Annotated in this window: 19 protein-coding genes; 3 read left to right on the top strand and 16 right to left on the bottom strand. The window is 65.2% G+C overall.

The features are described from left to right. Positions 1 to 9: 9 nt before the first annotated feature. From ACIPY2_RS02425 to ACIPY2_RS02400, 6 genes are read right to left on the bottom strand one after another with little or no spacing between them, the layout of a single operon-like run. Complete coding sequence (locus tag ACIPY2_RS02425; RefSeq protein WP_400264783.1) at positions 10 to 1,620, bottom strand: sulfatase; 1,611 nt, start codon at positions 1,618 to 1,620, stop codon at positions 10 to 12. Continuing rightward, positions 1,617 to 2,495: an ABC transporter ATP-binding protein gene (locus ACIPY2_RS02420; protein WP_400264782.1), complete on the bottom strand. Its 879-nt coding sequence runs from the start codon at positions 2,493 to 2,495 to the stop codon at positions 1,617 to 1,619. Before ACIPY2_RS02420 ends, ACIPY2_RS02425 begins: the two co-directional genes overlap by 4 nt. Then, entirely contained in the window at positions 2,492 to 3,271 is a 780-nt protein-coding gene (locus tag ACIPY2_RS02415) for an ABC transporter permease (RefSeq protein ID WP_400264781.1), read from the bottom strand. The genes ACIPY2_RS02420 and ACIPY2_RS02415 overlap by 4 nt, the downstream gene beginning before the upstream one ends. After that, positions 3,268 to 4,044, bottom strand: coding sequence for an ABC transporter permease (locus ACIPY2_RS02410; protein ID WP_400264780.1), 777 nt, complete (start codon positions 4,042 to 4,044; stop codon positions 3,268 to 3,270). The genes ACIPY2_RS02415 and ACIPY2_RS02410 overlap by 4 nt, the downstream gene beginning before the upstream one ends. Positions 4,045 to 4,071: 27 nt before the next feature. Then, positions 4,072 to 5,064 carry an ABC transporter substrate-binding protein gene (locus ACIPY2_RS02405; protein ID WP_400264779.1) on the bottom strand — a complete coding sequence of 331 codons (993 nt, stop codon included), beginning with the start codon at positions 5,062 to 5,064 and terminating at the stop codon, positions 4,072 to 4,074. Between the two features lie 16 nt (positions 5,065 to 5,080). After that, a complete protein-coding gene (locus ACIPY2_RS02400) occupies positions 5,081 to 6,790 on the bottom strand; it encodes an amidohydrolase (protein WP_400264778.1) in 1,710 nt (569 codons plus the stop codon). Between the two features lie 218 nt (positions 6,791 to 7,008). Here ACIPY2_RS02400 and ACIPY2_RS02395 point away from each other — a divergent pair, with 218 nt between their 5' ends. Continuing rightward, a complete protein-coding gene (locus ACIPY2_RS02395; protein WP_400264777.1) occupies positions 7,009 to 7,620 on the top strand; it encodes a TetR/AcrR family transcriptional regulator in 612 nt (203 codons plus the stop codon). A 10-nt stretch (positions 7,621 to 7,630) separates the two neighbouring features. On the opposite strand, the gene ACIPY2_RS02390 is transcribed toward ACIPY2_RS02395, so the two are convergent. The 6 genes from ACIPY2_RS02390 to ACIPY2_RS02365 all read right to left on the bottom strand — a co-directional run bounded on the left by ACIPY2_RS02390 (position 7,631) and on the right by ACIPY2_RS02365 (position 15,058). Next, positions 7,631 to 8,989, bottom strand: coding sequence for an MFS transporter (locus ACIPY2_RS02390; protein WP_400265098.1), 1,359 nt, complete (start codon positions 8,987 to 8,989; stop codon positions 7,631 to 7,633). An 84-nt stretch (positions 8,990 to 9,073) separates the two neighbouring features. Continuing rightward, positions 9,074 to 12,100, bottom strand: coding sequence for an AAA family ATPase (locus tag ACIPY2_RS02385; protein ID WP_400264776.1), 3,027 nt, complete (start codon positions 12,098 to 12,100; stop codon positions 9,074 to 9,076). Next, positions 12,097 to 13,263, bottom strand: coding sequence for an exonuclease SbcCD subunit D (locus ACIPY2_RS02380; protein WP_400264775.1), 1,167 nt, complete (start codon positions 13,261 to 13,263; stop codon positions 12,097 to 12,099). The genes ACIPY2_RS02385 and ACIPY2_RS02380 overlap by 4 nt, the downstream gene beginning before the upstream one ends. Positions 13,264 to 13,334: 71 nt before the next feature. After that, positions 13,335 to 14,213, bottom strand: a complete 879-nt coding sequence (locus ACIPY2_RS02375) for an MIP/aquaporin family protein (protein ID WP_400264774.1) — start codon at positions 14,211 to 14,213, stop codon at positions 13,335 to 13,337. Between the two features lie 112 nt (positions 14,214 to 14,325). After that, entirely contained in the window at positions 14,326 to 14,670 is a 345-nt protein-coding gene (locus ACIPY2_RS02370) for a DUF202 domain-containing protein (protein WP_400264773.1), read from the bottom strand. Between the two features lie 31 nt (positions 14,671 to 14,701). Continuing rightward, positions 14,702 to 15,058, bottom strand: a complete 357-nt coding sequence (locus ACIPY2_RS02365; RefSeq protein ID WP_387435924.1) for a YidH family protein — start codon at positions 15,056 to 15,058, stop codon at positions 14,702 to 14,704. 81 nt (positions 15,059 to 15,139) lie between these two features. Here ACIPY2_RS02365 and ACIPY2_RS02360 point away from each other — a divergent pair, with 81 nt between their 5' ends. Further along, positions 15,140 to 16,207: an ADP-ribosylglycohydrolase family protein gene (locus tag ACIPY2_RS02360; protein ID WP_400264772.1), complete on the top strand. Its 1,068-nt coding sequence runs from the start codon at positions 15,140 to 15,142 to the stop codon at positions 16,205 to 16,207. Here ACIPY2_RS02360 and ACIPY2_RS02355 read toward each other — a convergent pair. After that, entirely contained in the window at positions 16,197 to 16,625 is a 429-nt protein-coding gene (locus ACIPY2_RS02355) for a DUF4395 domain-containing protein (RefSeq protein ID WP_400264771.1), read from the bottom strand. The two genes, ACIPY2_RS02360 and ACIPY2_RS02355, sit on opposite strands and share 11 nt — an antisense overlap. A gap of 13 nt (positions 16,626 to 16,638) precedes the next feature. After that, positions 16,639 to 17,658: an exonuclease domain-containing protein gene (locus tag ACIPY2_RS02350; protein ID WP_400264770.1), complete on the bottom strand. Its 1,020-nt coding sequence runs from the start codon at positions 17,656 to 17,658 to the stop codon at positions 16,639 to 16,641. Between the two features lie 189 nt (positions 17,659 to 17,847). Here ACIPY2_RS02350 and ACIPY2_RS02345 point away from each other — a divergent pair, with 189 nt between their 5' ends. Next, positions 17,848 to 18,612 carry a DedA family protein gene (locus tag ACIPY2_RS02345; RefSeq protein WP_400265097.1) on the top strand — a complete coding sequence of 255 codons (765 nt, stop codon included), beginning with the start codon at positions 17,848 to 17,850 and terminating at the stop codon, positions 18,610 to 18,612. Positions 18,613 to 18,685: 73 nt separating this feature from the next. Here ACIPY2_RS02345 and rdgB read toward each other — a convergent pair whose 3' ends face one another. Further along, a complete protein-coding gene (gene rdgB / locus ACIPY2_RS02340; protein WP_400264769.1) occupies positions 18,686 to 19,333 on the bottom strand; it encodes an RdgB/HAM1 family non-canonical purine NTP pyrophosphatase in 648 nt (215 codons plus the stop codon). After that, complete coding sequence (gene rph, locus ACIPY2_RS02335) at positions 19,330 to 20,088, bottom strand: ribonuclease PH (RefSeq protein WP_347107797.1); 759 nt, start codon at positions 20,086 to 20,088, stop codon at positions 19,330 to 19,332. Before rph ends, rdgB begins: the two co-directional genes overlap by 4 nt. Positions 20,089 to 20,092: the final 4 nt, after the last annotated feature.

Genomic DNA, 20,092 nt, shown 5'->3' with positions numbered 1-20,092 from the left:
TGTTAACGGCTACGCAGCCGCTGTAGGCGCCGTCCCCTCATCAGCCAAGGCGGCCATCTCCTCCACCATGGCCCGCAGCAGCCTGTCTTCCAGCCCGGCCGCGGATGGATCCCCTGCCAGGTTCACCAGCTCGCCCGGATCCGAACGGTGGTCGTAGAGCTCCACGATGTCCGTGCCGAAGTACCGGGTCAGCCGCCCTTCCGCGGTGATGACCGTCCTCATCCGGACCGGTCCGGGCAAGCCGTCCAAGCCAAAAGGCTGCTCTTCCTCCACGAGCAACGCGTCCCTGTGCCGGCAGGCCGCGCCACGCAGCAGCGGCACCAATGAGCGTCCCTGGAGACCGCGGTAAGGGGTGGAGCCGCTGAGTTCCAGCAAAGTGGGCGCCAGGTCGGCGCTGGAAACGAGGGCATCGCTTCGACCGGTCATGCCCTCCGGGACATGGACAACCAGCGGCACATTGGTCACTGCACGGTAGTGCACGAAGTGCTTGAGCATGAGCCCGTGATCGCCAAACAGATCGCCATGGTCGCTGGTGAACACAATGATCGTGTCCTCAGCGAGCCCTTGCCTGTCCAACTCGCCCAGTACCCGGCCAATGTGCTCATCCATCATGGTGATCAGTCCGTACTGGGCAGCGGCGGCATGACGGTACTGCTCCGGCGTGGCAGCCCATGTCATGGTCGGATCAGGGTTCGGTGTTCCCCGGTGGTCGATCATGGTCCGGATGTGCTCCGGCGAACGCGCATGGTCCTGTTCGAAGCCAAGGGGCAGGGGCAAAGCCTCGGGATCGTACAAATCCGAATACCCTTCCGGCGGCGAGAACGGATGGTGCGGATCCGGGAAGGAAACGAACATGAAGAAAGGCTGGTCCTGGCCCGCTGCGTCCTTGAGGTGTTCAATGGCCTTCTCGCTCACGTAGCTCGTGGGGTGCACCTCGGCGGGGATGGCCGTCTGGTACACCTGGTCCCAGCCGTTGTAGGCGCTCGCTGACTGTTCAGGGCCGCCCAGTTTTTCAGGATCCACACCCCGTTCACGCGCCCAATGCACGTAGTGGCCTCCCGGCCGGTCTCCGTGGCCGATTACCAGGTCCACGTGCCCGTAGCCGTAATAGTCCGACGGCAGGGCGATGAAGCGCAGGTCATGGGCTTCCCGGTTCTCCCACTGATCCCAGCCTGGCGGAAGGTTTCGGGTGTGCGCGTCCCCCACGGCACTGTCCAGGAGCATGGGGTCAGTCGCCTTGATCTCCTCCGCCTGGTGCGGCTCGAACTCCCAGCCCATGTTCTGGTGATGCAGCTTGCCCACGCCCACGGTCCGGTAACCGGCCGAGGCCAACGAGCCCGGAACCGTCTGCGTGAAGGGGTCAAGGGTGATGCCGTTGCAGCGGGTCCCATGGGCCGAGGGCCAGCGCCCTGTCATCAGGCTTGCCCGGTTTGGCATGCACGTCGGGTTGGCCACCGTCGCGTTGGTGAACACCATGCTTTTTGCCGCGAGAGCATCGAGGTTGGGTGTGTGGACCGTCGCGTTCCCGCCGAAGCCCAGATGGTCCGCCCTCAGTTGGTCCGCGATGAAGAACAGGACGTTGGGCCGGCGCTGCACGCCGTCCTGTTTGGCGGCCGTCATGCGGGCCTCTTGATCATGGACAGTACGTCGGTGCGTTGCTGCGCGAATGCCGGCAACGATCGCGTGGTGATCTGGTCCCGGGGTGATGGCAGGTCGACGTCGACGATCCGGTGCACGCGCGCCGGGCGGGAGCCGAGGACCACCACGCGATCTGCGAGGTACACAGCTTCATCGATATCGTGGGTGACCACAAGGATGGTCATGTTGAAGTCCTTGCGGATTTTCAGGCACAGGTCCTCAAGGTCGAACCGGGTCTGCGCATCCACGGAAGCGAACGGTTCATCCATGATCAGGATCTCCGGGCGGTAGGCCAGTGCCCTGGCGATCGCCACACGCTGCTGCATGCCGCCGGACAGTTGCCACGGGTACTGGTTGTCCGCATGGGAAAGCCCGACGGCGGCCAACGCACTGTCGCAGCGCTCCTTCAGTTCCGCCGCGGGCAGCTTGAGGTGCTTCAAGGGCAGGACCAGGTTCTTGCGGACAGTCAACCAAGGCATAAGGGAACGGTTGTAGTCCTGGAAGACCAGCGCCATCTCAGGCGGTGGCCCGCTGATGGTCCGTCCGTCGATGGCAGCGCGCCCGCTGCTGGCGGGGTGCAGGCCGGCGAGGCACTTGAGCAGCGTCGTTTTGCCGACGCCCGAGGGACCCACGATGCAGACGATCTCGCCTGCGTCGACGGTGAAGGTGAGGTCTTCGATGACCGTTCGGGCCTTCTCGCCGCTTCCGTAGGTCTTGGCCAGGTGGGTAACGTCAAGCCGTGGGATGGCGGGGGTTTCAGGTTGCCGGGTTTCGGGCTGCTGGGCGGCTTCTGGTTGCTGTGGCATGACGGACTTTCTGTTGTGGAGGGGAAGTGTGGGTGACTGCCGGGTGCTCATGCTGCACGCGCCGTGGCCCTGGAACCGATGTACCAGGACAAGGCCCTGCGCTTGATCAAGGCAAAGACCACGTTGACCACGAAGCCGATGACACCCAGGAGCAGGATGCCGGCCCACATGTCGGCCGTCATGAAGCTCTGCTGGGCCAGGAGCGTCATGGCTCCGATTCCCTGGGAGCTGCCCAGCATTTCGCTGGCGATCATCACAATGAACGCCACCTGAAGGCTCACCTGGAGGCCCGAGAAGATCTGCGGCGCTGCTGCGGGAAGGAGGACGTTGAGCAGCCTTTCCTTCCGGGTCAGCCGATAAACGCGTGCCACGTCCTTGAGGTCGTTTCCCACTCCGCGGATGCCGTCCACCGTGGCGATCATGGTGGGGAACAGTGCGGCCAAGGCAATGCTGGTGACCCGCATTTGGGTTCCGAACCCGATGAGGGAAATGAAGATGGGCACCAGGGCCACCGGTGGAATCCCCCGCAGGAAGTGGATCAGCGGGTCCACCATCCAGCGGACGGGCGGGACCAGGGCGGTGGCGAATCCCAAGGCAACCCCGCAGACAGCCGCGATCATGAATCCGACGAAGAGGTTTCCAAGGCTGAGGAGCACATCGGACTGGAAGTGGTCAAAGAGCCAAAGTTGCTGGAACCGCACCAGTATGTCCTGCAGGGGCGGGAAGAACGGATCGATGGATCCGGCGGACGAAAGCCACCAGGCCGCGAACAGGAGCACCGGGGTCCCGGCGCCCACCAACCAGCGCCGTATAGTCAGCGTTTTCATGCTGGCACCACTTCCCGGTAGGACTCATGCCAGTGCAGGACGCGGCGTTCGGCCAGCCGCGCGGCACCTTGGAACAACAAGCCGAGGACGCCCAGGACAATCACCAATCCGTAAAGCGCTGCGTAGTCACCGCCGGCCTGGGCTTGGTAAATGCTCTGGCCCAGCCCTGGTCCTCCGCCGAGCAGGCCGGCCACCACGGTGACCACCAACGCGGCAGGGGCGGCTACCCGCATGGCGGTTCCGATGTACGGCAGCGCGCTGGGGAGGACCACGCGGAACAGGATTTCGGCGCCGGACATCCCGTAGCTTCGCGCTGTATCGCGGGCCACCGGATCGGTTCCCTGCACGCCGTCGACCGTCTGCATGACAATCGGCAGGAAGCAGCCGAACACCACCAGGAAAAGGGACATTTCGGCGGTCGGGCCCAAGACCAGCACCGCCAGCGGCAGCACGACAATGGGCGGTACGGGCTTAAGGAACTCCAGGACCGCGAGGGTTGCGTAGCGGATTGTCTCGAAGCTGCCCACGAGCAACCCAACGACTATGCCCGCCGCGGCGGACAGTGCAAGGGCAAAGAGGGCAATGCCGATTGTGGACCCCAGCGCGGACCAGAACGTGGCCGTTCCCAGGATCCCTGCCAAGGCAACGAACACCGTGGTGGCCTGCGGCAGGGCATTTCCGGCCACGTGCTCCGCCGCCGCCACCTGCCAGGCAACCAGTGCCGCTGCAATGCCCGCGGCGCTGAAGGCCAGGGGCCGAATGGACGATTTCATGGTGAGTCTCCCATCGTCAGCCAGGACCTACTTTCCCAGGATGAGATCGCCGGGCAGCTTCACCGGTGCGCTGAGGAAACCGAGATCGGCGAGGTTCTTGTTGACCCGCTCGATGTCCTGGATGCGGACGTCTTCCGGCCAGTAGTTCACGGCCCCGGACTTCACCACGTCCAAGGGAGTCTTGGTGATCTCGGCACTCACTTGCTGGGCCTCGTCAGTGTGGGCGTTAGCGTAGGCATTGGCCTTGTAAATGGCAGTCCTGAATCCCTCAAGGGCCTTCTGCTTGCCCTTGACCGTGTTGGCCCCGGAAACCCAAAGGCCGATGGCTCCTTCCTCGAAGAACCTGACCCCCGGCGAAGCCAGCAGGCGGTTGCCGTCTGCGACCGCCTTGGACGTGAACGGCGCAATGAGCGACGCCGCGTCAACACGCCCGGAGTTCAAGGACTGAAGTGCGGAGGAAGGGTCCAGGACCATCCAGTTCACTTTGGCGGGATCGCCGCCGTCGTCCTTGATGAGTTTGCTGACCGTGACCTCAAGCTGGGCCTTGCGGGCCGGAACGCTGACGTTCTTGCCCTCCAGGTCCTTGGGCCGCGAGACCGTTGAGGTCTTTTGAACCAGCAGTCCGGTATCGTCAACGCGGTTCAATTCTGAACCCTGGCTGGCACCGTCCTTGTACCCGTCAGCAGCCGCAACCACCTTGAGGGGCACGTTCTGGCTCAGTGCGTTGAGCAGCGGAATGGACGGCGTGTAGGTGAGGTCGAGCTGGCCGCTTTGGGCGGCGGCAATGCCGGCGGGCGGGTTGGCAATGACAGAGAGCTCCACGTTGAGTCCCTGTTCCTTGAAGTAGCCCTTGTCGATCGCCAGTTTGATTCCAGCATCGGAACCGATGCCGATGGTCCCGACCTTGAGGGTGGTTGTCCCGTCGGCCGCGGCCGTCGCCGACGGCCCGGACGAGGTGCCGCACGCAGCAAGGGACATTGACAGGATGGCAGCAAGCGCCAACGGAATGGTGCGTTTCATAGGGGTGCTCCTTGAGTCACGAACGGTTGGAAGAACTGGAGAATTGGGTGGAGGACTGATGGACGACTCGCCCACCGGCCACAGTGAGACGGATCCCGTTATCGAGGAGTGCTTCGATCTCCCCGTCCCCGGGCCATGGATCCGACAGAAGGCAAAGGTCCGCCGCCATGCCAGGCAGCAGGGAACCTTTGAAGTGGTCTGCATGGTCCTGCCATGCTGCGTTGCTGGTCATGGAGGCAAGCGCCTGCAAACCGGTGATCCTCTCCGGGTCGGCCGGATCACCAGGTGCCGAGGCTGTTCCCCTTCGGACGGCCGCCACGATCGTGCGGCGCCAGTCGGGACTGGTGACCGGCGCATCGGAGGCAAGGTTGAAGGAAACTCCTGCATCGAGGGCCGAACGGAGGGGCTGGTGCCGGGCGAAGCGGTCTTCGCCCAGGACAGCGCGCATGATGTCGCCTGCCTCGGACCGGATGAGCGGATTGGTGCTGTAGCCGATGCCGTTCTCCGCCATGGTGGCGAGGGTTGCGGAATCGCTGAAGGCGCCGTGGATGATGTAGTGCCGCGCATCGTTCGTCCTGTTGCCCGCCGCAAGGATGGCCTCCACAGCCGCGGTTGTGGCGGCGTCACCGGTGGCATGGATACCGGCTTGCAGCCCGGCGGCGTCGATACAGCCGAGGATCCGGCGCAGTTCGCCAACCCTCTCCGCGTCACTGCCGCCCTGGATTACCAGCCGCCCGTGGGTGCAGGCCTTGCCATATGGTTCGCTCATCCAGGCCGTTCCACTGCGCGGGATTCCGTCGGCGAAGACCTTGACTCCGGCGATCCGCAATTGCCGGGCGTCGATACCCCTGGCTGAATAGGCCCCGGCGAGCCCGCTGCGCAGGCCGTCCTCCACAGCCCGGGCGGTTGCGCCACCCGTCCCCGCGAACAACATGAGGACGTTGACCCGCAGGGTGAGCAGTTCCGCAGCCGCGAGATCGCCCAGCAAGCCCAGGGCCGCCGTCGAGCCGGCTCCATCCATGAGACCGGCACTCGCGGGGCCCAGCCCCGGATCGGTCACCGAAGTGATGCCGAGCGAATGCAGTAGTTCCTGCATGCGCAGCAACGCCGGGCGGAGGGTCTCCTCCGGTACTGGCGGCAGGGCACGGGAGACCAGTTCCATGGCGCCATCCTGGAGCAGCCCGGTGGGGCTGCCGTCCCGGGCCCGGACCACCACTCCACCATCCACGTCTTCGGTCGTTTCAGTAACGCCGGCGCAGCGCAGGGCCTCGCGATTGGCCAGCAACTGATGGCCGGTTTTGTCGAAGGCCACCACGGGAACGCCGGGCCGGGCGTCAAGCACCTGGTTAGTTGCGGGTCCGAGCGCCACCTCGTCCCAGCCATGGGCACGGATCCAGCCGTCAGCGCCAACGGGTGCTGCCTCGATGACTTCCACGACGGCGGACCAGTCGGGTGCCGCTGTGGCGTCCAGTCGGACGTATCCGTAGGAAGCCATGGCCGCGGAGACAAAGTGGAGATGCGCGTCATTGATGCCCGGAACCAGGGCACCACCACCGCCGTCCACAACCACCGTGGACGGACCGGTCAACGCGTCCGCGTCCTCCCGGCCAAGGCCTGCCACCACCCCGTCCTTGACGGCGAGTGCATCGGACATTCGTCCGGGATCGCCGGGGTCCATGACATGGACCTCTGCGTTGACGATCACCAGATCGGCGAATTCCTGCATCGGATCTCCTCAGGTTTCTGCATCCCAAATGTGATGCAGGCAACGTTCCTGGAAGAAGTATGTCAACTGACTAGGTCAGTTGACTAGGTTTCCGGCTAAAATTTCTTTTGGAGGTCATTTCCAACCTCCGCGGCGGCGCCGGAAGCAAGCCTGGGCCGACACCGCCTAGGATCGATGGGACCGGCACGACCGGTCTGCACATAAGGAGAGGGAAGCGGATGGCAAGGGTTCCCGCCGAGGAACGGCGATTGCAGTTCGTTGAAGCTGCAGCACGGGTCATTGCCCAGGACGGGCTCGCTTCTGCCACGACGCGTCGGATAGCGAGCGAGGCCGACGCTCCCCTGGCGGCCCTCCACTACTGCTTCCGCAACAAGGACGAACTGCTGGAAGAGGTCTACAACTTCCTGAGCAGGGACTACGCCAAGGCACTGGAGCCTGTGGCGGACCCCGGGCTGGGCCTGCGCCACATGATCGGCGCGCACGCGCGCCGCATCTGGAGCCGAATGCTGGAGAACCCGCACGAGCAGGTGACCACCTTCGAATTGCTGCTCAGGAGGTACCGGGTGGAAGCGGTGGACCAGCCCCAGGCGCTCCTCATGAACCGGTCGATGTATGACGGCTGGGTCAATTCCACGTTGGACTTGTTCCGCAGCGCAGCCGAGGCCTCCGGAGAGCCGCTCCCCCACAACCTGGAAGACATCACCCGGCTGTTCATCTCCGGCATCGACGGCATCAGCATGCAGCACCTGGCCGATCCCGACGAGGACCGGTCCCTTCGGCTGGTGGAACTCATGGCCCGTTCCTTGGCGGCCGGGTTGGACTATAACTGAAGCCCGTATTTCAGGCCGGGCTCACGCCTTTGCGACGCATGGCCAACCAGGTCACGAGCCCCAGCAGCAACAAGCCAAGCGCCGCTGCCATGGACACCAGGAAAGCTCCCCCATACCCCTGGGCCTGGGCCAGCTGGCCACCCAGGTAGGCCCCCAGCGCCGTCCCCGCCACGATGCCGCTTGCCAAGGCGGTCATGACAGTAGCCATACGTCCGGTCGGGGCAACCACGCCGCCGATGCTGAACACGGTGACCATTACCGGACCCACAGGAATACCTAGCACCAGCAGGGCCACCACCATCGTCCAGATCCCAGTCGGAAGCAGCAGCAACAGCGACAAGGCGGACATCGCCAACGCCGCCGTTACCCAACGCGCAGCAAGTCCAAAGCGCTGCGGCCAGAACGCTACCGACAACGCCGCCACGGCTGAGCTGAGACCCATGACCGCGTACAAAAGCCCGGCAAGTTCCGCGGTGGCAAACTCAGCGCCAAAGGCACTCAATCCGTTCTGCGTCGCACCGAAAAAGGTGCCCATGCAGACCATGGCCAACACCGGAACTGCCACCACGGCCATGGACCAGCGTCCGCGGCGCTCGTGCGGGTCCGAGTCAACGACGGCGGAACGCGGCTTTCGTGGGTGCGGAACCACCGCATGGTGGCTGGGGTGAACGGCGAAGGCGGGTACCAGGGTTATGGTCATGAGCGCCGCAAGGGCAAGGGGAAGCCACGGGGCTACCAGGCTTGCCAGGAGCCCCACGAGGGCGGGTCCCAGAACGAAGGTGAGTTCGTCGGCTGTGCCTTCGTAGGACAGCGCCGTGTCCAGGTCTGCGCGGTTGGCTGCGACGCTCCGGTGGCCGGCGTTTTTAGAGGCCAGGTTCCGGGTGGTCAGGGCCATCCATCTCACGCGGGCCATGGGTCCAACTTGGGGACAGCTCGCACCGGCAATGAAGGCAGCGACCAGAACAGCGAGTGCTTCAACGGGCGAGCCGTAGGAAGGTGTCAGGTAGGCCGCGGCCAAGAGTCCGGCAACAGCCAGGGTGTTGATCACGGAGGCAGCCAGCAGCACGGAGCGCTGGCCCGCGCGGTCCGCCAGGGAGCCCAGCACCGGCGCGCCGACCGCTGAACCGATCCCGACCGCGCCCGCAGCCATACCGCCGATCGCGTAGGAGTGGCTCACCGCAGTCACCAGTGTCAGGGTTCCCACCGTGAGCATGGCCAAAGGAAGCCGGGCAAAAAGTCCCAAGGGCAGGAAGCCCGGCCCGGCGAGCTCCGGCAGGCGGGCGAAACGGCCCGGCAAGCGTGTTGGGCGGGAGGTGGAGGGGTTCTTGGGAGCAGAGATCGGCTGGGAAGCCAAAGAGGATTTTTCCATCATTCCGGGTTCGCTAAAGTTTGCGCATCGTCCCTCCTCCCGATGCGCGCGACCCGGTAACGAACCAAGTCTATCGGATGCCGCTCAGGCGGGCGCGGCTTCCACGACCTTCACTGTGGAGCCGTGGCGGCCCTTGACCACCTGGAGTTGGCTGGTGATGCGTTGCTTCATCTCTGCAACGTGACTGACCAGTCCCACCACCCGGCCGCCGGCCCGCAATCCTTCCAAGGCATCCATGACTTGTTCCAGCGCCTGCTCATCCAGGCTTCCAAAGCCTTCGTCCACGAAGAGCGTTTCGATGTCCACGCCCCCGGCCTCCTGCTGCACGACGTCCGCCAGACCAAGAGCCAGCGACAACGAGGCCATGAATGATTCACCGCCGGACAACGTAGAGGTATCGCGCCGCTGACCGGTCCACTCATCAACCACTTCGAGGCCCAGTCCGGACTTGGCGCCCCTCGCCGCCTTTGCATCGCTGTGGTGCAGCGTGTACCGGCCATCGCTCATGGTCACCAAACGCTCCGACGCCGCGGCGGCCACTTGTTCCAGCCGCGCGGCCAAGACGTAGCTGTTCAGGCTCATTCGGTAAGTGTTCTCCCCGGCACCGCGCAGCGTGTCAGCCAGGCCTGCGAGGACGCGTGCCCGTTCGCGGGGTTCCTTCCCGGTGCCGGCAAGCTCCACATAGTCAGACCGGATCCGGCTGAGAGTGAGGACGGCTTTTCCTGCCATGCTGGCCGAGAGAACAAGGTCCCTTGCGGATTTGGCAGCCAGCGCGGCCTGCGTTTCCGCCGCGGCCAACTCCGGTTCTGCCGGCGGGAGCTCCCCGGCGGCCGCTTCCTTCCCCGCCAGGACAAGGTCTTCTGCAGCGAACAGTTCATCAAGCCGGGCGGCCTCGTGGTCGAAGTCGCTGAGCGACTTCTCCAACGCCACGACGTCGGATGCAGGAAGAAGTTCCCGGCGGGCTTCCTCGGAAGAAGCGAAACCGGCTTCCGGCAGCGCCTTGTCCAGGGCTGCAACAGCGTCCTCGCTGGAGCGTTTGGCCTGAACCGCCTGCTGCCCGGCCTCCACTGCCGCTTGCAGGAGATTCCGTTCTTCCACTAACGCAGCCAGCCGCGCGCGCAAAGTTGAGAAGTCCAACTTCAGCCCGGCCAGTTCAGATTCCAACCCGGCATGCTGTTCCTGGAGGAGCTCCGCCAGCGAACCAGCTTGACCTGCGGCCGCAACGGAGGCGGCATGCTCTTCGCGGAGGACCTCCATGCGGCGGCGAAGTTCATCCTGCCTCCCCTGCAAGGAGGCGAGGCGCCGGGCCGCTGCCCGTGCGGCCACCGCTTCCGCCTTGGCGAGCTCCAAGCGGTCCTGTGCCTCGACCGCGTCCACGGCACCGCCCTGGGCAGCCAACCCGGCCAGCAACTGCTCTGCGGACGACAGGTCCCCAGCCGTCCTTACCAGGACTTGTTCGCTGGCCTCCAGCCGGATGCTTGCCTGCTCTTCGTCGTGGGCGATGGACAGGGCCGTTTGCGCGGCGACGGCCGGATGAGGATGCTCCGGGCTGCCACATACTGCGCATGGTTCGCCATCCATCAGGGCTGCCGCCAGTTCCCCGGCAGCGTTGGCCAAGCGCGCTTCCCTGAGATCCAGCCACTCTTGGCGGCAGTCCTGCGATGCCGCCCGGGCCTCAGCGTGACGAGCCTCGGCGGCGTCGCGTTCCCCTGCCGCCCGGGCATAACGGGACACCAACTCCACCAGCTCAAAGGCGTCCGCAGCCGCACGTTCAGCGTCGTCGGCCTTGGCTGCCTGCGGTTCGAGCGGCTCGATGTCCGCCCGAACGGCGGATTCCTCATCTGCCAAGGCATCCAATGCCTGCTGTGCCTGCTGCGCAGCAGCGTTGGCCGTTGCCTGTTCGCCGAGCTTCTGCGCGATCCTGGCGGCGATGTCCTCCATACGTTGCTCATCCGAGACGCGGGCCTCGACCAGCGCAACGGCCGTTTTGGTGGATTCGAGCGCCGCCGCCGGGTTTGCGTTGTCCAGGCCTGCTTCAAAGAGCCGAGCACGGCTTTCTTCCACTGCGAAGAGTGCGTCACTGTGTTTCCGGGCCGCGTTCGCGGCCGCATCAAGGTGTCCCTTCAGGACGGCCGCACGGCGGTGCCGCCCAAGCCGTTCCTTGTCTTCCAACGCCCTGGGCGCCGCGAGCTCAAGAAGGACGCGGCGTTGCATGGCTGAGGCGAGTCGCGCGTGGCGGCGGGCCTTGTCCCGGTCCGCATGGAGCTTTTCCGCCAGGCGGCCGGCCTCTGCCTCAGCGGCGGCGGCCTGTGCTTCCCTCCGGTCCCGCTCGGCTTGAACCGCCGTTTCCAAATCTGCGAGCCATTCTTCCGGAGCTGCCGCGGCATCCGATGCGGGAGCCTCGGCGCCCCCATCAGGTCCTGCGTGGTCCAGTCCGAGGTTGTCCCATTCAGAAGCTGCCCTGTCCAACAGCAGTTTGAGCCCCGCTGCGTTGTCCTCGACTGCCCGGGCGGCCTCGCCGGCGAGTCGCCCCACCTGCTTTTCGACCGCTTCGAAACGCTCGGTCCCAAAAAGCTTCTGCAGCAGTTCCAGCCGGTCATTGGCTTTGGACCGCAGGAACGCAGCAAAGTCTCCCTGGGGCAGCATGACCACCCTGGTGAACTGTTCCCGGTCCATACCCAGGACATCCGAGAGTTCGGCGCCTACCTCATCGTTCCGGGAGGATTTTTCCTTCCAAGCACCCGCAACCCGCTCGCGCAACAACGTCTTCGCTTGCTGGGTGGTGAACCCGTTCCGACCTCGTGCACTTGGACGATCCCAGGCAGGCGAGCGCGTCACTTCAAATCGGCGGCCCCGCGCGGAAAATTCACAAACAACCCGCGGTTCGGCCGTTGGCGCGGCGTGATCGCTCCGGAGGCGCTTGCCTTCCTGCCGGGCTCCCGGGACAGCTCCGTACAAGGCAAAGCAAATGGCATCCAGGATGCTGGTCTTACCGGCCCCTGTGGCACCGTTCAGCAGGAAAAGGCCTTGGGAAGCGAGGTGGTCAAAATCAATGTGCTGGGCATCGGCGAAGGGTCCGAATGCCTCGATTTCCAGCCGGTGGATCCTCACAGCTCTGCCTCCTCCAAACGCGCGGCTTCGAGGGCTTCCCGGAGTGCGGACTGCTCCGCTTCTTCGGGGGCGCGGCCCCGGACGTGTTCAAGGAAGCCGCAGCAGATTCCGAGATCGTCCTCGGCAGCGGCAAGCCTACTGCTGTAGGTGGAGATCTCTTTGGCCTCAACCCCCTCCGGGTCAAAGGAAAGGACCAGGGTGTCGGGAAACCTGGTGCGTAGCTGCTCCATGGCCTGGGCCGGACGCCGCGCGTCAGTCAGGGTGACTTGGCAAAAGGCGGTCTCCGCCCAGGCGTGATCCGGCGACTCCAGGAGTTCAGCCAGCGTGCCCCGGAGGATCGCGAGCTCCCGGGGAGCCTCCCACAGGACCTCTTTGACATCCGGTGCCCCGTTCTTGCCGAACTCCACGAGCCACGCTCCCTTGCGGTGCCTGGCCTCGGAGAAGGAGTACGCCAGTGGCGAGCCGGAGTAGCGGACATGGGGCGCCAGTTCCTGCTTGCCGTGCAAATGGCCCAGAGCCGTGTAGGCAAAGTCTTCGAAAAGGTCCAGCGGAACGGCGCCGAGCCCGCCGATGCTGAGATCGCGTTCGCTGTCCGAGGTGATTCCACCACTGGCGAAGGTGTGTGCCAGCACCACGGGGAGCACCGGCCCTGCAGTCCTGCGGCTTTCCACATCACGCCGGATCCGTTCCGTGGCTTCCTTGGTCACGTCGAAGTGGTTGGCCTCATCCACTCCCAAGCGCTCTGCCACGAGGCGCGGCTCCAGGTAAGGGATGCCGTAAATCGCCACCGTGGCTCCGGAGTCCACGTGTGGAAGGAGTACCGGAACATCCAGGTCCTCGATACGGGTCCGCAAGTGCACTCCACCGCGTTCCAACAACCGCGAAGCGAAGCCCAACCGGATGGCGGAATCATGGTTGCCGCTGGTCAGGACCACTGTGGCCCCGGCGTCGGTGATGCGTACCAGCGCCTCATCCAGCAATTTCACGACGTCGAGTCCGGGCAACGCGCGATCGTAGACATCGCCCGCGATCAGGACGACGTCAACGGACTCCGAGGCGACGAAGGAGACCAGCTGGTCCACGAAGCTGCGCTGCGCGTCAAGCATCCCGACACCGTGGAACGACCGGCCAAGGTGCCAGTCCGAGGTATGAAGTAACCGCATATTTTCAAGCTAACGGTGGGCACCGACAAAAAAGGGTAGGCAAGCCGTCCGGCGTCGAACCCGTCCGGTTCCTAGCCCTTCTTGCCGTCGAAGAAATCGCGGGCGTCGTCTGCCGCAAGCGCCTGGCGGGCCGATTGGCCAGGAGCCTCCGCCGGAACGGCTTCCCCGGCGTCGTCCGCCTGAGCCGTCACCGCTTCGGGTTCCTCCGGCTGGAGCGCACGGGCGCCGGCATCACTGAAGCCACGGAAAACAAAGCCGGCAAGGGCCGCACCCAGCAGCGGCGCCACCCAGAACAGCCAGAGGCCGTCAAGGGCCCAGGCGGGGCTGAAGAACGCCTGTCCGGTGGCACGTGCGGGGTTGAAGGGGAGGTTGCCGAGCACTTCGCCGAACTGGAGAAGTACCGCTGTGGCAAGGCCCACCGCGAAGGGTGCCAGGACCGGCAAGGCCCGGCGCCCCGCGGTGGCACCAAGGAAGACGCCCACCAGTAAGGCAGTACCAATCACTTCAAGAAGAAGGACACCTGCCATCTGCGTCTGGGCGGCAGAGTGTTCACCAAAGCCTGCGGCGGCGGTGCCCAGGGCGGCGCGGGAATCGCTGAGCACCGGCGAGGCCAGCACCACGAAATAGACCAGGGCTGCGCCGATGACCGCACCCAGAACCTGGGCGATGACATAGGCCAGCGCAGCGACGGCACGGATGCGGCCTGCGATAAGGTTTCCCAGCGTGATGGCCGGGTTGAAGTGTCCCCCGGAAACGTATCCAAACGCGATCATGGCCGCGGCAACAGCCAAGCCGGTTGCGAGCGCCGTTGCCGGCCCGCCCTGCTGGGTCGAGAAAATCTTCGTTCCCGCAGCCACCAGCACCAGGAACATCGTTCCCAACGCTTCCGCTCCCAGCCGGGCTATCAATCCGGGCGAATGCTCTGCGGGGGCGGGGACGGGCGAAGACATGGCGGGAGGGTTCCTTACGGTAGGGGGCAAAACCTTGAATATCCTGCCAGCTGAATCTGGGGAACAGCTGGGGACCAATCAAGGCATACCGTGCTGCGGCGCTTCACTGAGCCTACCCGCCCAATGCGATGGCCGCGATTGCTGAGGCGCCCAGTGCCACCACTGCGATGGTACTGAGCATCATCAGCCACGCTGGCGCGGCAATGTTGCCCGTGTGGAGTTCCCGCGAGCGGATCCACACGGCACAGCCCCAGACGACCGTGGCCGCCGCGGCCATAAGCGCGCATATGCCCTCAAAATCCAGCCCCGGCCACCCGGCGGGGTGCGGAGCGGGCGCGGCAGACAACCAGCGGCGCCAAATGAACAGGTCCACTACCACCAGTGAAATCAGCGTCCGCCGCCAAGCGAGTGTTGTCCGCTCCGGCTGCAGCCCGGGATCACGGATTTCCGCACTCACGGCGCGGTGCCGGCCAGGGAAGCTGCCGCTGTCACCTGGCCACCAAAATCAGCACGGCGAAGGCGAACGCCGCTACGGCAACCACAATGGTCATGAAAAGCATCACCCTGGAAAACGGCAGGGCCTGGTCGTTCCGCATTGCTGCTTCCATTTGGCCCCAGCGGCGGTAGGAAAGGACCGCCAGCCCGGCTCCGATCACGGACAGCAGGACGCACAGGACCAAGCGCACGGGCTGCGGTGCGATGTTCGGCGCCAACTGGTCGATCGCTACGGCACCGGCCAGGAGGGCCAGCGACGTCCGGATCCAAGCAAGGAAGGTGCGTTCGTTGGCCAGCGAAAACCTGTAGTCGGGGGTCTTGCCGGTCCGTCGCCAAGCCGGTTCACGCACGTTTGTTTCTCCAGGTTTCCTAGGGCTGAGCAGCTTCCCCACCATATCAGCGCCCGTGCACGGGCACGGTAAATTACTGGCATGAGCGTAGAAGCCTCCTCCCCCGCACCCTCCTTCGAATCCCGTGTCCACGCCACCTTGTTGGGCGGCGCCTTGGGCGACTCCCTCGGCTACGCGGTGGAGTTCGACGCCATCGGCGCCATCCACGCCAAGTTCGGGGCGGGGGGCCTCACGTCCTTTGCTCAGCTCGACGGCGGCAGCCACTTCTCCGACGACACCCAGATGACGCTCTACACCGTGGACGGGCTCGTGGAAGCCCTCGAATGGGCCAACGACGGCGTCGCCGCGGACGAGATCGCCTGCCTCTGGCTGGCTTACCTGCGATGGTTGGCGACCCAGGATGTTGCGGCGTCTTCCGCCGCCCCGGTTCCGCAGCCGCGATGGATCGATGGGCAGGAAGTCCTGCGTCACCGGCGTGCGCCCGGCAATGCGTGCCTCAGCGGCCTGGCCTCCGGCGAGATGGGTACCGCCGCCCGGCCCGTCAACCCTGACTCCAAAGGCTGCGGAACAGTGATGCGCTCGGCCCCCTTTGGACTGGTCCCCCACATCCCTCCGCAAGCCGTGGCCAAGCTGAGCATGGATGCCGCATCACTGACCCACGGTCACCCGTCGGCACGCCTGAGCGCGGCAGCCTTCAGCCTCCTGATCCACCATGTGATTGCCGGCCACGATGTCCGTTCCGCCGCCACGAGGGCGCTCCAGCATGTGGAAGCCCTTCCCACCAAGGCGCCGGAACTTATGGAGCGCCTGCACGAGGCCCTGCGGCTTTCCGCCGATGGCACCCTACTGGGTCCCGACGAACTGACGGCGGCTCTCGGCGAGGGGTGGGTCGCCGAGGAGGCCCTCGCCGTCGGGCTTTACGCTGCGCTTGCCACGGCGGGAGGCAGCCCTGAAGAGCATTTCCGGAAGGCCGTCGTCCTTGCCGTCAACCACAGCGGGGACAGCGATTCCACGGGTTCCATCGCAGGGAACATCCTCGGAGCCCTGTACGGGGAAGAATGCCTGCCGATGGAATGGCTGGAAGCCCTCGAAGGTCCCGAGGTGATCCGCGGCATGGCCTCGCGCCTGCTCGCGGTGACTACCGGCTGACGCCGGCCTGCGGCTGGCGGAGCGCAAAGTTGCTGCAGGCTTCGCAGATGTCGTCAGGAATCAGCCCGCGGTCCTGCAGGAATCCGAAAATCGCGCATCCGAGGCAGAAGCCAACAAAGGATTCCAGCGATGCCGCCACGATCAGGAGACCCAGCAGGATCCAGGCTCCCAGCGGGAGGCCGGCAAAGAAAAGCACGACGGCGGCAGTCGTCAAGGCGGCTCCGATACCTTGGGCGAAGCGCTTGGGAGGACCGGCGACGAGCTTGGCCCCGCCCAGGCGCGTTGCAAGGACTTTGACTGACAACAGGGCGAAGGGGGAAATACGCGGGCCGAAGAGTACGCGCAGCCAGAAACCGGTTGCCAGCAACACCAGGCCCCAGCCCCAGCCGGTCACGAGGGTCACCACAGCCAGGGCCACCGGCGGCCGGGTCTCAGCTGCCGCCTACCATCTGCAGGAATTCGCCTTCGGAGACCACTTCGATTTGCTGGCCCTTGGCGTGCAGTTCCAGGACGCGCTTGGCCTTACCCGTCAGGCGCCCCGCGCGCAGGTCTCCGGCGACGAATCCATCGCCCACCACCAGGACGGTAGTGCGGGCGGTCACCCGGCTTTCGGGCCGTGCCCCCATGTCGGCGGCCCGTGATTTAGCCTCGGGGCGGGTTATGGCCAAATCCCCGGTGAACACCACGGTCTGGCCGAACAGCGGATGACCGGGTTCAGCTCCGGGATTCGGCAGTGGATTGGGACCTTCTTCGGGCCACGCAGACCAACCGCGGGTGGCGGCGCCATCCCCTGCCCCCGGCCGGCCGTTACCGTCCCGGGGCCCCGGGACCTTTCCCGCGAGTGCGGCCAGGGTCGCCTTCGAAAGGCCTTGAGCCGGGTCGAAAGCCTGTTGCCTCGGCAGCGCGATTCCCAGGGAGAGGTAAAGCTCGGCGATGCTGTTGGCGTTGTTCCGCCGGGCGATGTCCACCAGGATTCCCGCGCAGGCGCGGGCGTCTTCCGCGGCGTCATGGTGGTTGACCAGGGGAACGCCGGCCTCCTCGGCCGCGTACGGAAGTGAGTTGGAGACCAGTGAGTAGCAACGCCTGGACAACATCACGGTGCAGACGTACTCGTAGGCCGGGCCGGGCAGCCCCGAGACCTCCAAGCCTGATCGGATCACACCGAGGTCGAAGGCGGCATTGTGCGCTGCCAGCACGTCCTCCCCGATAAAGGCCCCGATCTCGGGAAACAGTTCGCCAAAACGAGGCTTCCCCACAACGTCTTCTGCCCTGATTCCGTGGATGCGGGTGTTGTGGAACTCGAAGTGGTCGTGGTGCTCCGGTGGGCGCATCAGCCATGAGGCCTCTTCCACCACCACGCCGTTACGGACCTTGCTGAGCCCGACCGAGCAGGGCGACCCCCTGAAGCCGTTGGCTGTTTCGAAGTCGATCGCCGTAAAGTCCAATGCCACTGGTCAAGGGTACAGGCGGAAAAGACCGCCGCCGGCCGTTTGCAACGGCGGGGCGGCCCCACCCGCGCCGACTGTGGCCAAAGCTACATGGGCACGGCTAACGAGCCGGCAACTCACAGGCTTTCACCAGCCTCCCGGGAAGTTCCGACGGCGCCGGTCCAGTAGGCTTAACCGGTGATCCTTTCTGCTTTGAGCGACTTTGCCGTATCCACCTTTGGGGGCGCGGGACCGGTGCGGCCGCCCATGGCCTCCTTCTTGCCTGACTGGCTGAACCCCCAGATCTTCCTGGCCGACCCCGGCTTGGCCCCTTGGGTGGTGCTGCTGGTTTGCGGCATCGTTTTCGCCGAGACGGGCCTTCTGGTGGGTTTCTTCCTGCCGGGTGACTCCATGCTCTTCACCGCAGGCCTCCTGGTGGCTACGGACACCATCAAGTTCAATATCTGGGGATTGGCGGCCCTCATCATCGTTTCCGCCATCATCGGCAACCAGACCGGCTACCTCATCGGTTCCAAAGCAGGTCCGGCAATCTTCAACAGGCCTGATTCCCGGCTGTTCAAGAAGGAAAACGTCGAGAGTGCCCACGCATTCTTCGAGAAGCACGGCGGTAAGGCCCTCATCCTGGCCCGTTTCGTCCCGATCATCCGCACGTTCGTCCCCGTCATCGTGGGTGTAGCCCAGATGGACAAGCGGAAATTCTTCCTCTTCAACGTCATCGGCGCAGTGCTCTGGGGCGGCGGCGTCACCCTGCTGGGATACCTGCTGGGCGACCGCGTGCCGTGGGTGCGCGACAACCTGGACATCATCTTCATCGTGATCGTCCTGATCTCGGTGATCCCCGTTGCCATTGAGGTACTCCGCGGCATCCTGGCCAAGCGCAAGGCCGCAGCGCAGGGCACCGACCCTGTGGAGGAGTTCATTGACGAGCACGAACCCGAAAAGCATGGCGAGCACTAGGACTCACTGACAGAAAAGGCGCCCCGCTGCTGCGGGGCGCCTTTTGCGTTCTACGGTGCTGTCGGGTCCGAGCTCAGGAAAGTGCCTTCACGATCGCCGGCAGCAAGGCACGGAAAGCCTGGCCACGGTGGCTGATCGCGTTCTTTTCCTCGAAGCTCAACTCGGCACAGCTGCGGTCCATGCCTTTGGGCTGCAGCACGGGATCGTAGCCGAACCCGCCCTCACCGCGGGGTTCCCGCAGCAAAGTCCCTTCCAGTTGCCCGTACTCCACGGTCTCGTGGGCTATGCCGTCCTCGGCCGGCACGGCCAGAGCTGCCGCGCAGATGAAGGCAGCACCACGGGCGGCGTCCGGCACATCGGACAGCTGGGCCAGGAGCAACTGAAGGTTCGCCACGTCGTCGCCGTGCTTGCCGGACCACCGCGCGGAAAAGATTCCCGGTGCGCCGCCGAGGACGTCCACAGCGAGGCCGGAGTCGTCGGCAATCGCGATCAATCCGGTGGCTTCGGCCACGGCACGCGCCTTCAGGAGCGAGTTCTCGGCGAACGTCACGCCCGTTTCCGCAACGTCCGGAGCACCGGCAGCGGCCGCGTCCACCACCTGCGTGTCGACGTCGAGGCCGGCAACCTGGCCGCGCAGGAGTTCCCGGAGTTCCTTCAGCTTGCCCTTGTTGTGGGTGGCCAGGACCAGGCGGGCGCCGTTCGATGCTGCGCTGCCGCTCACGGGGCCTCCGCCAGGGTCTCGCGCTGGATGGCAGCCAGCTGCCCGGTGCCGATCAAGGCGAGGTCCAGCAACGCGTTGAGCTCATCCCGGTCGAAGGGAGCGCCCTCGGCTGTACCTTGTACCTCCACGAACTTCCCGGAGCCGGTGACCACCACGTTCATATCGGTCTCTGCTCGTACATCTTCCACGTACGGCAGGTCCAGCATCGGAACGCCGTCGATGATGCCCACGGACACGGCTGCGATGGTGTCCACCAAGGGTTCGGCATTGCGGGAGATCAGTTTGTTCTCGCGGGCAAAACGGATCGCTTCGGCGAGCGCCACATAGGCGCCGGTGATGGCGGCAGTACGGGTGCCGCCGTCGGCCTGCAGGACGTCGCAGTCAAGGACGATCGTGTTCTCGCCGAGGGCCTTGGTATCGATGATGGAGCGCAGCGACCGTCCGATCAGCCGGGAGATCTCGTGAGTACGCCCGCCGATCTTGCCCTTGACGGATTCGCGGTCGGAACGCGTATTGGTGGCGCGGGGCAGCATGGCGTATTCGGCAGTGACCCAGCCGCGGCCTTCACCCTTGAGCCAGCGCGGAACGCCCTCGGTCAGGGAAGCAGTGCACAGCACCCGGGTGTTTCCGAATTCAATGAGGGCAGAGCCTTCGGCCTGCTTGGACCAGCCCCTGGTGATGCTGATGGGCCGTAGTTGATCGGGAGTCCGGCCGTCGGCGCGGATGACGGGTGTGGCAGTTGCTTCTGAAGTCATGTCC

The organism is Paenarthrobacter sp. NPDC089675 (genome assembly GCF_044749185.1).
In the GTDB taxonomy this organism is placed as follows: Bacteria; Actinomycetota; Actinomycetes; order Actinomycetales; family Micrococcaceae; genus Arthrobacter.
Note: the sequence above shows the minus strand (reverse complement) of the source record. Positions and strands in the feature narration are given on the sequence as shown.

Bases quoted from the DNA above. Each gene is read 5' to 3' on its own strand.
- ACIPY2_RS02425 (WP_400264783.1), bottom strand. From the start codon at position 1,620: ATGACGGCCGCCAAACAGGACGGCGTGCAGCGCCGGCCCAACGTCCTG.
- ACIPY2_RS02420 (WP_400264782.1), bottom strand. From the start codon at position 2,495: ATGAGCACCCGGCAGTCACCCACACTTCCCCTCCACAACAGAAAGTCC.
- ACIPY2_RS02415 (WP_400264781.1), bottom strand. From the start codon at position 3,271: ATGAAAACGCTGACTATACGGCGCTGGTTGGTGGGCGCCGGGACCCCG.
- ACIPY2_RS02410 (WP_400264780.1), bottom strand. From the start codon at position 4,044: ATGAAATCGTCCATTCGGCCCCTGGCCTTCAGCGCCGCGGGCATTGCA.
- ACIPY2_RS02405 (WP_400264779.1), bottom strand. From the start codon at position 5,064: ATGAAACGCACCATTCCGTTGGCGCTTGCTGCCATCCTGTCAATGTCC.
- ACIPY2_RS02400 (WP_400264778.1), bottom strand. From the start codon at position 6,790: ATGCAGGAATTCGCCGATCTGGTGATCGTCAACGCAGAGGTCCATGTC.
- ACIPY2_RS02395 (WP_400264777.1), top strand. From the start codon at position 7,009: ATGGCAAGGGTTCCCGCCGAGGAACGGCGATTGCAGTTCGTTGAAGCT.
- ACIPY2_RS02390 (WP_400265098.1), bottom strand. From the start codon at position 8,989: ATGGAAAAATCCTCTTTGGCTTCCCAGCCGATCTCTGCTCCCAAGAAC.
- ACIPY2_RS02380 (WP_400264775.1), bottom strand. From the start codon at position 13,263: ATGCGGTTACTTCATACCTCGGACTGGCACCTTGGCCGGTCGTTCCAC.
- ACIPY2_RS02375 (WP_400264774.1), bottom strand. From the start codon at position 14,213: ATGTCTTCGCCCGTCCCCGCCCCCGCAGAGCATTCGCCCGGATTGATA.
- ACIPY2_RS02360 (WP_400264772.1), top strand. From the start codon at position 15,140: ATGAGCGTAGAAGCCTCCTCCCCCGCACCCTCCTTCGAATCCCGTGTC.
- rph (WP_347107797.1), bottom strand. From the start codon at position 20,088: ATGACTTCAGAAGCAACTGCCACACCCGTCATCCGCGCCGACGGCCGG.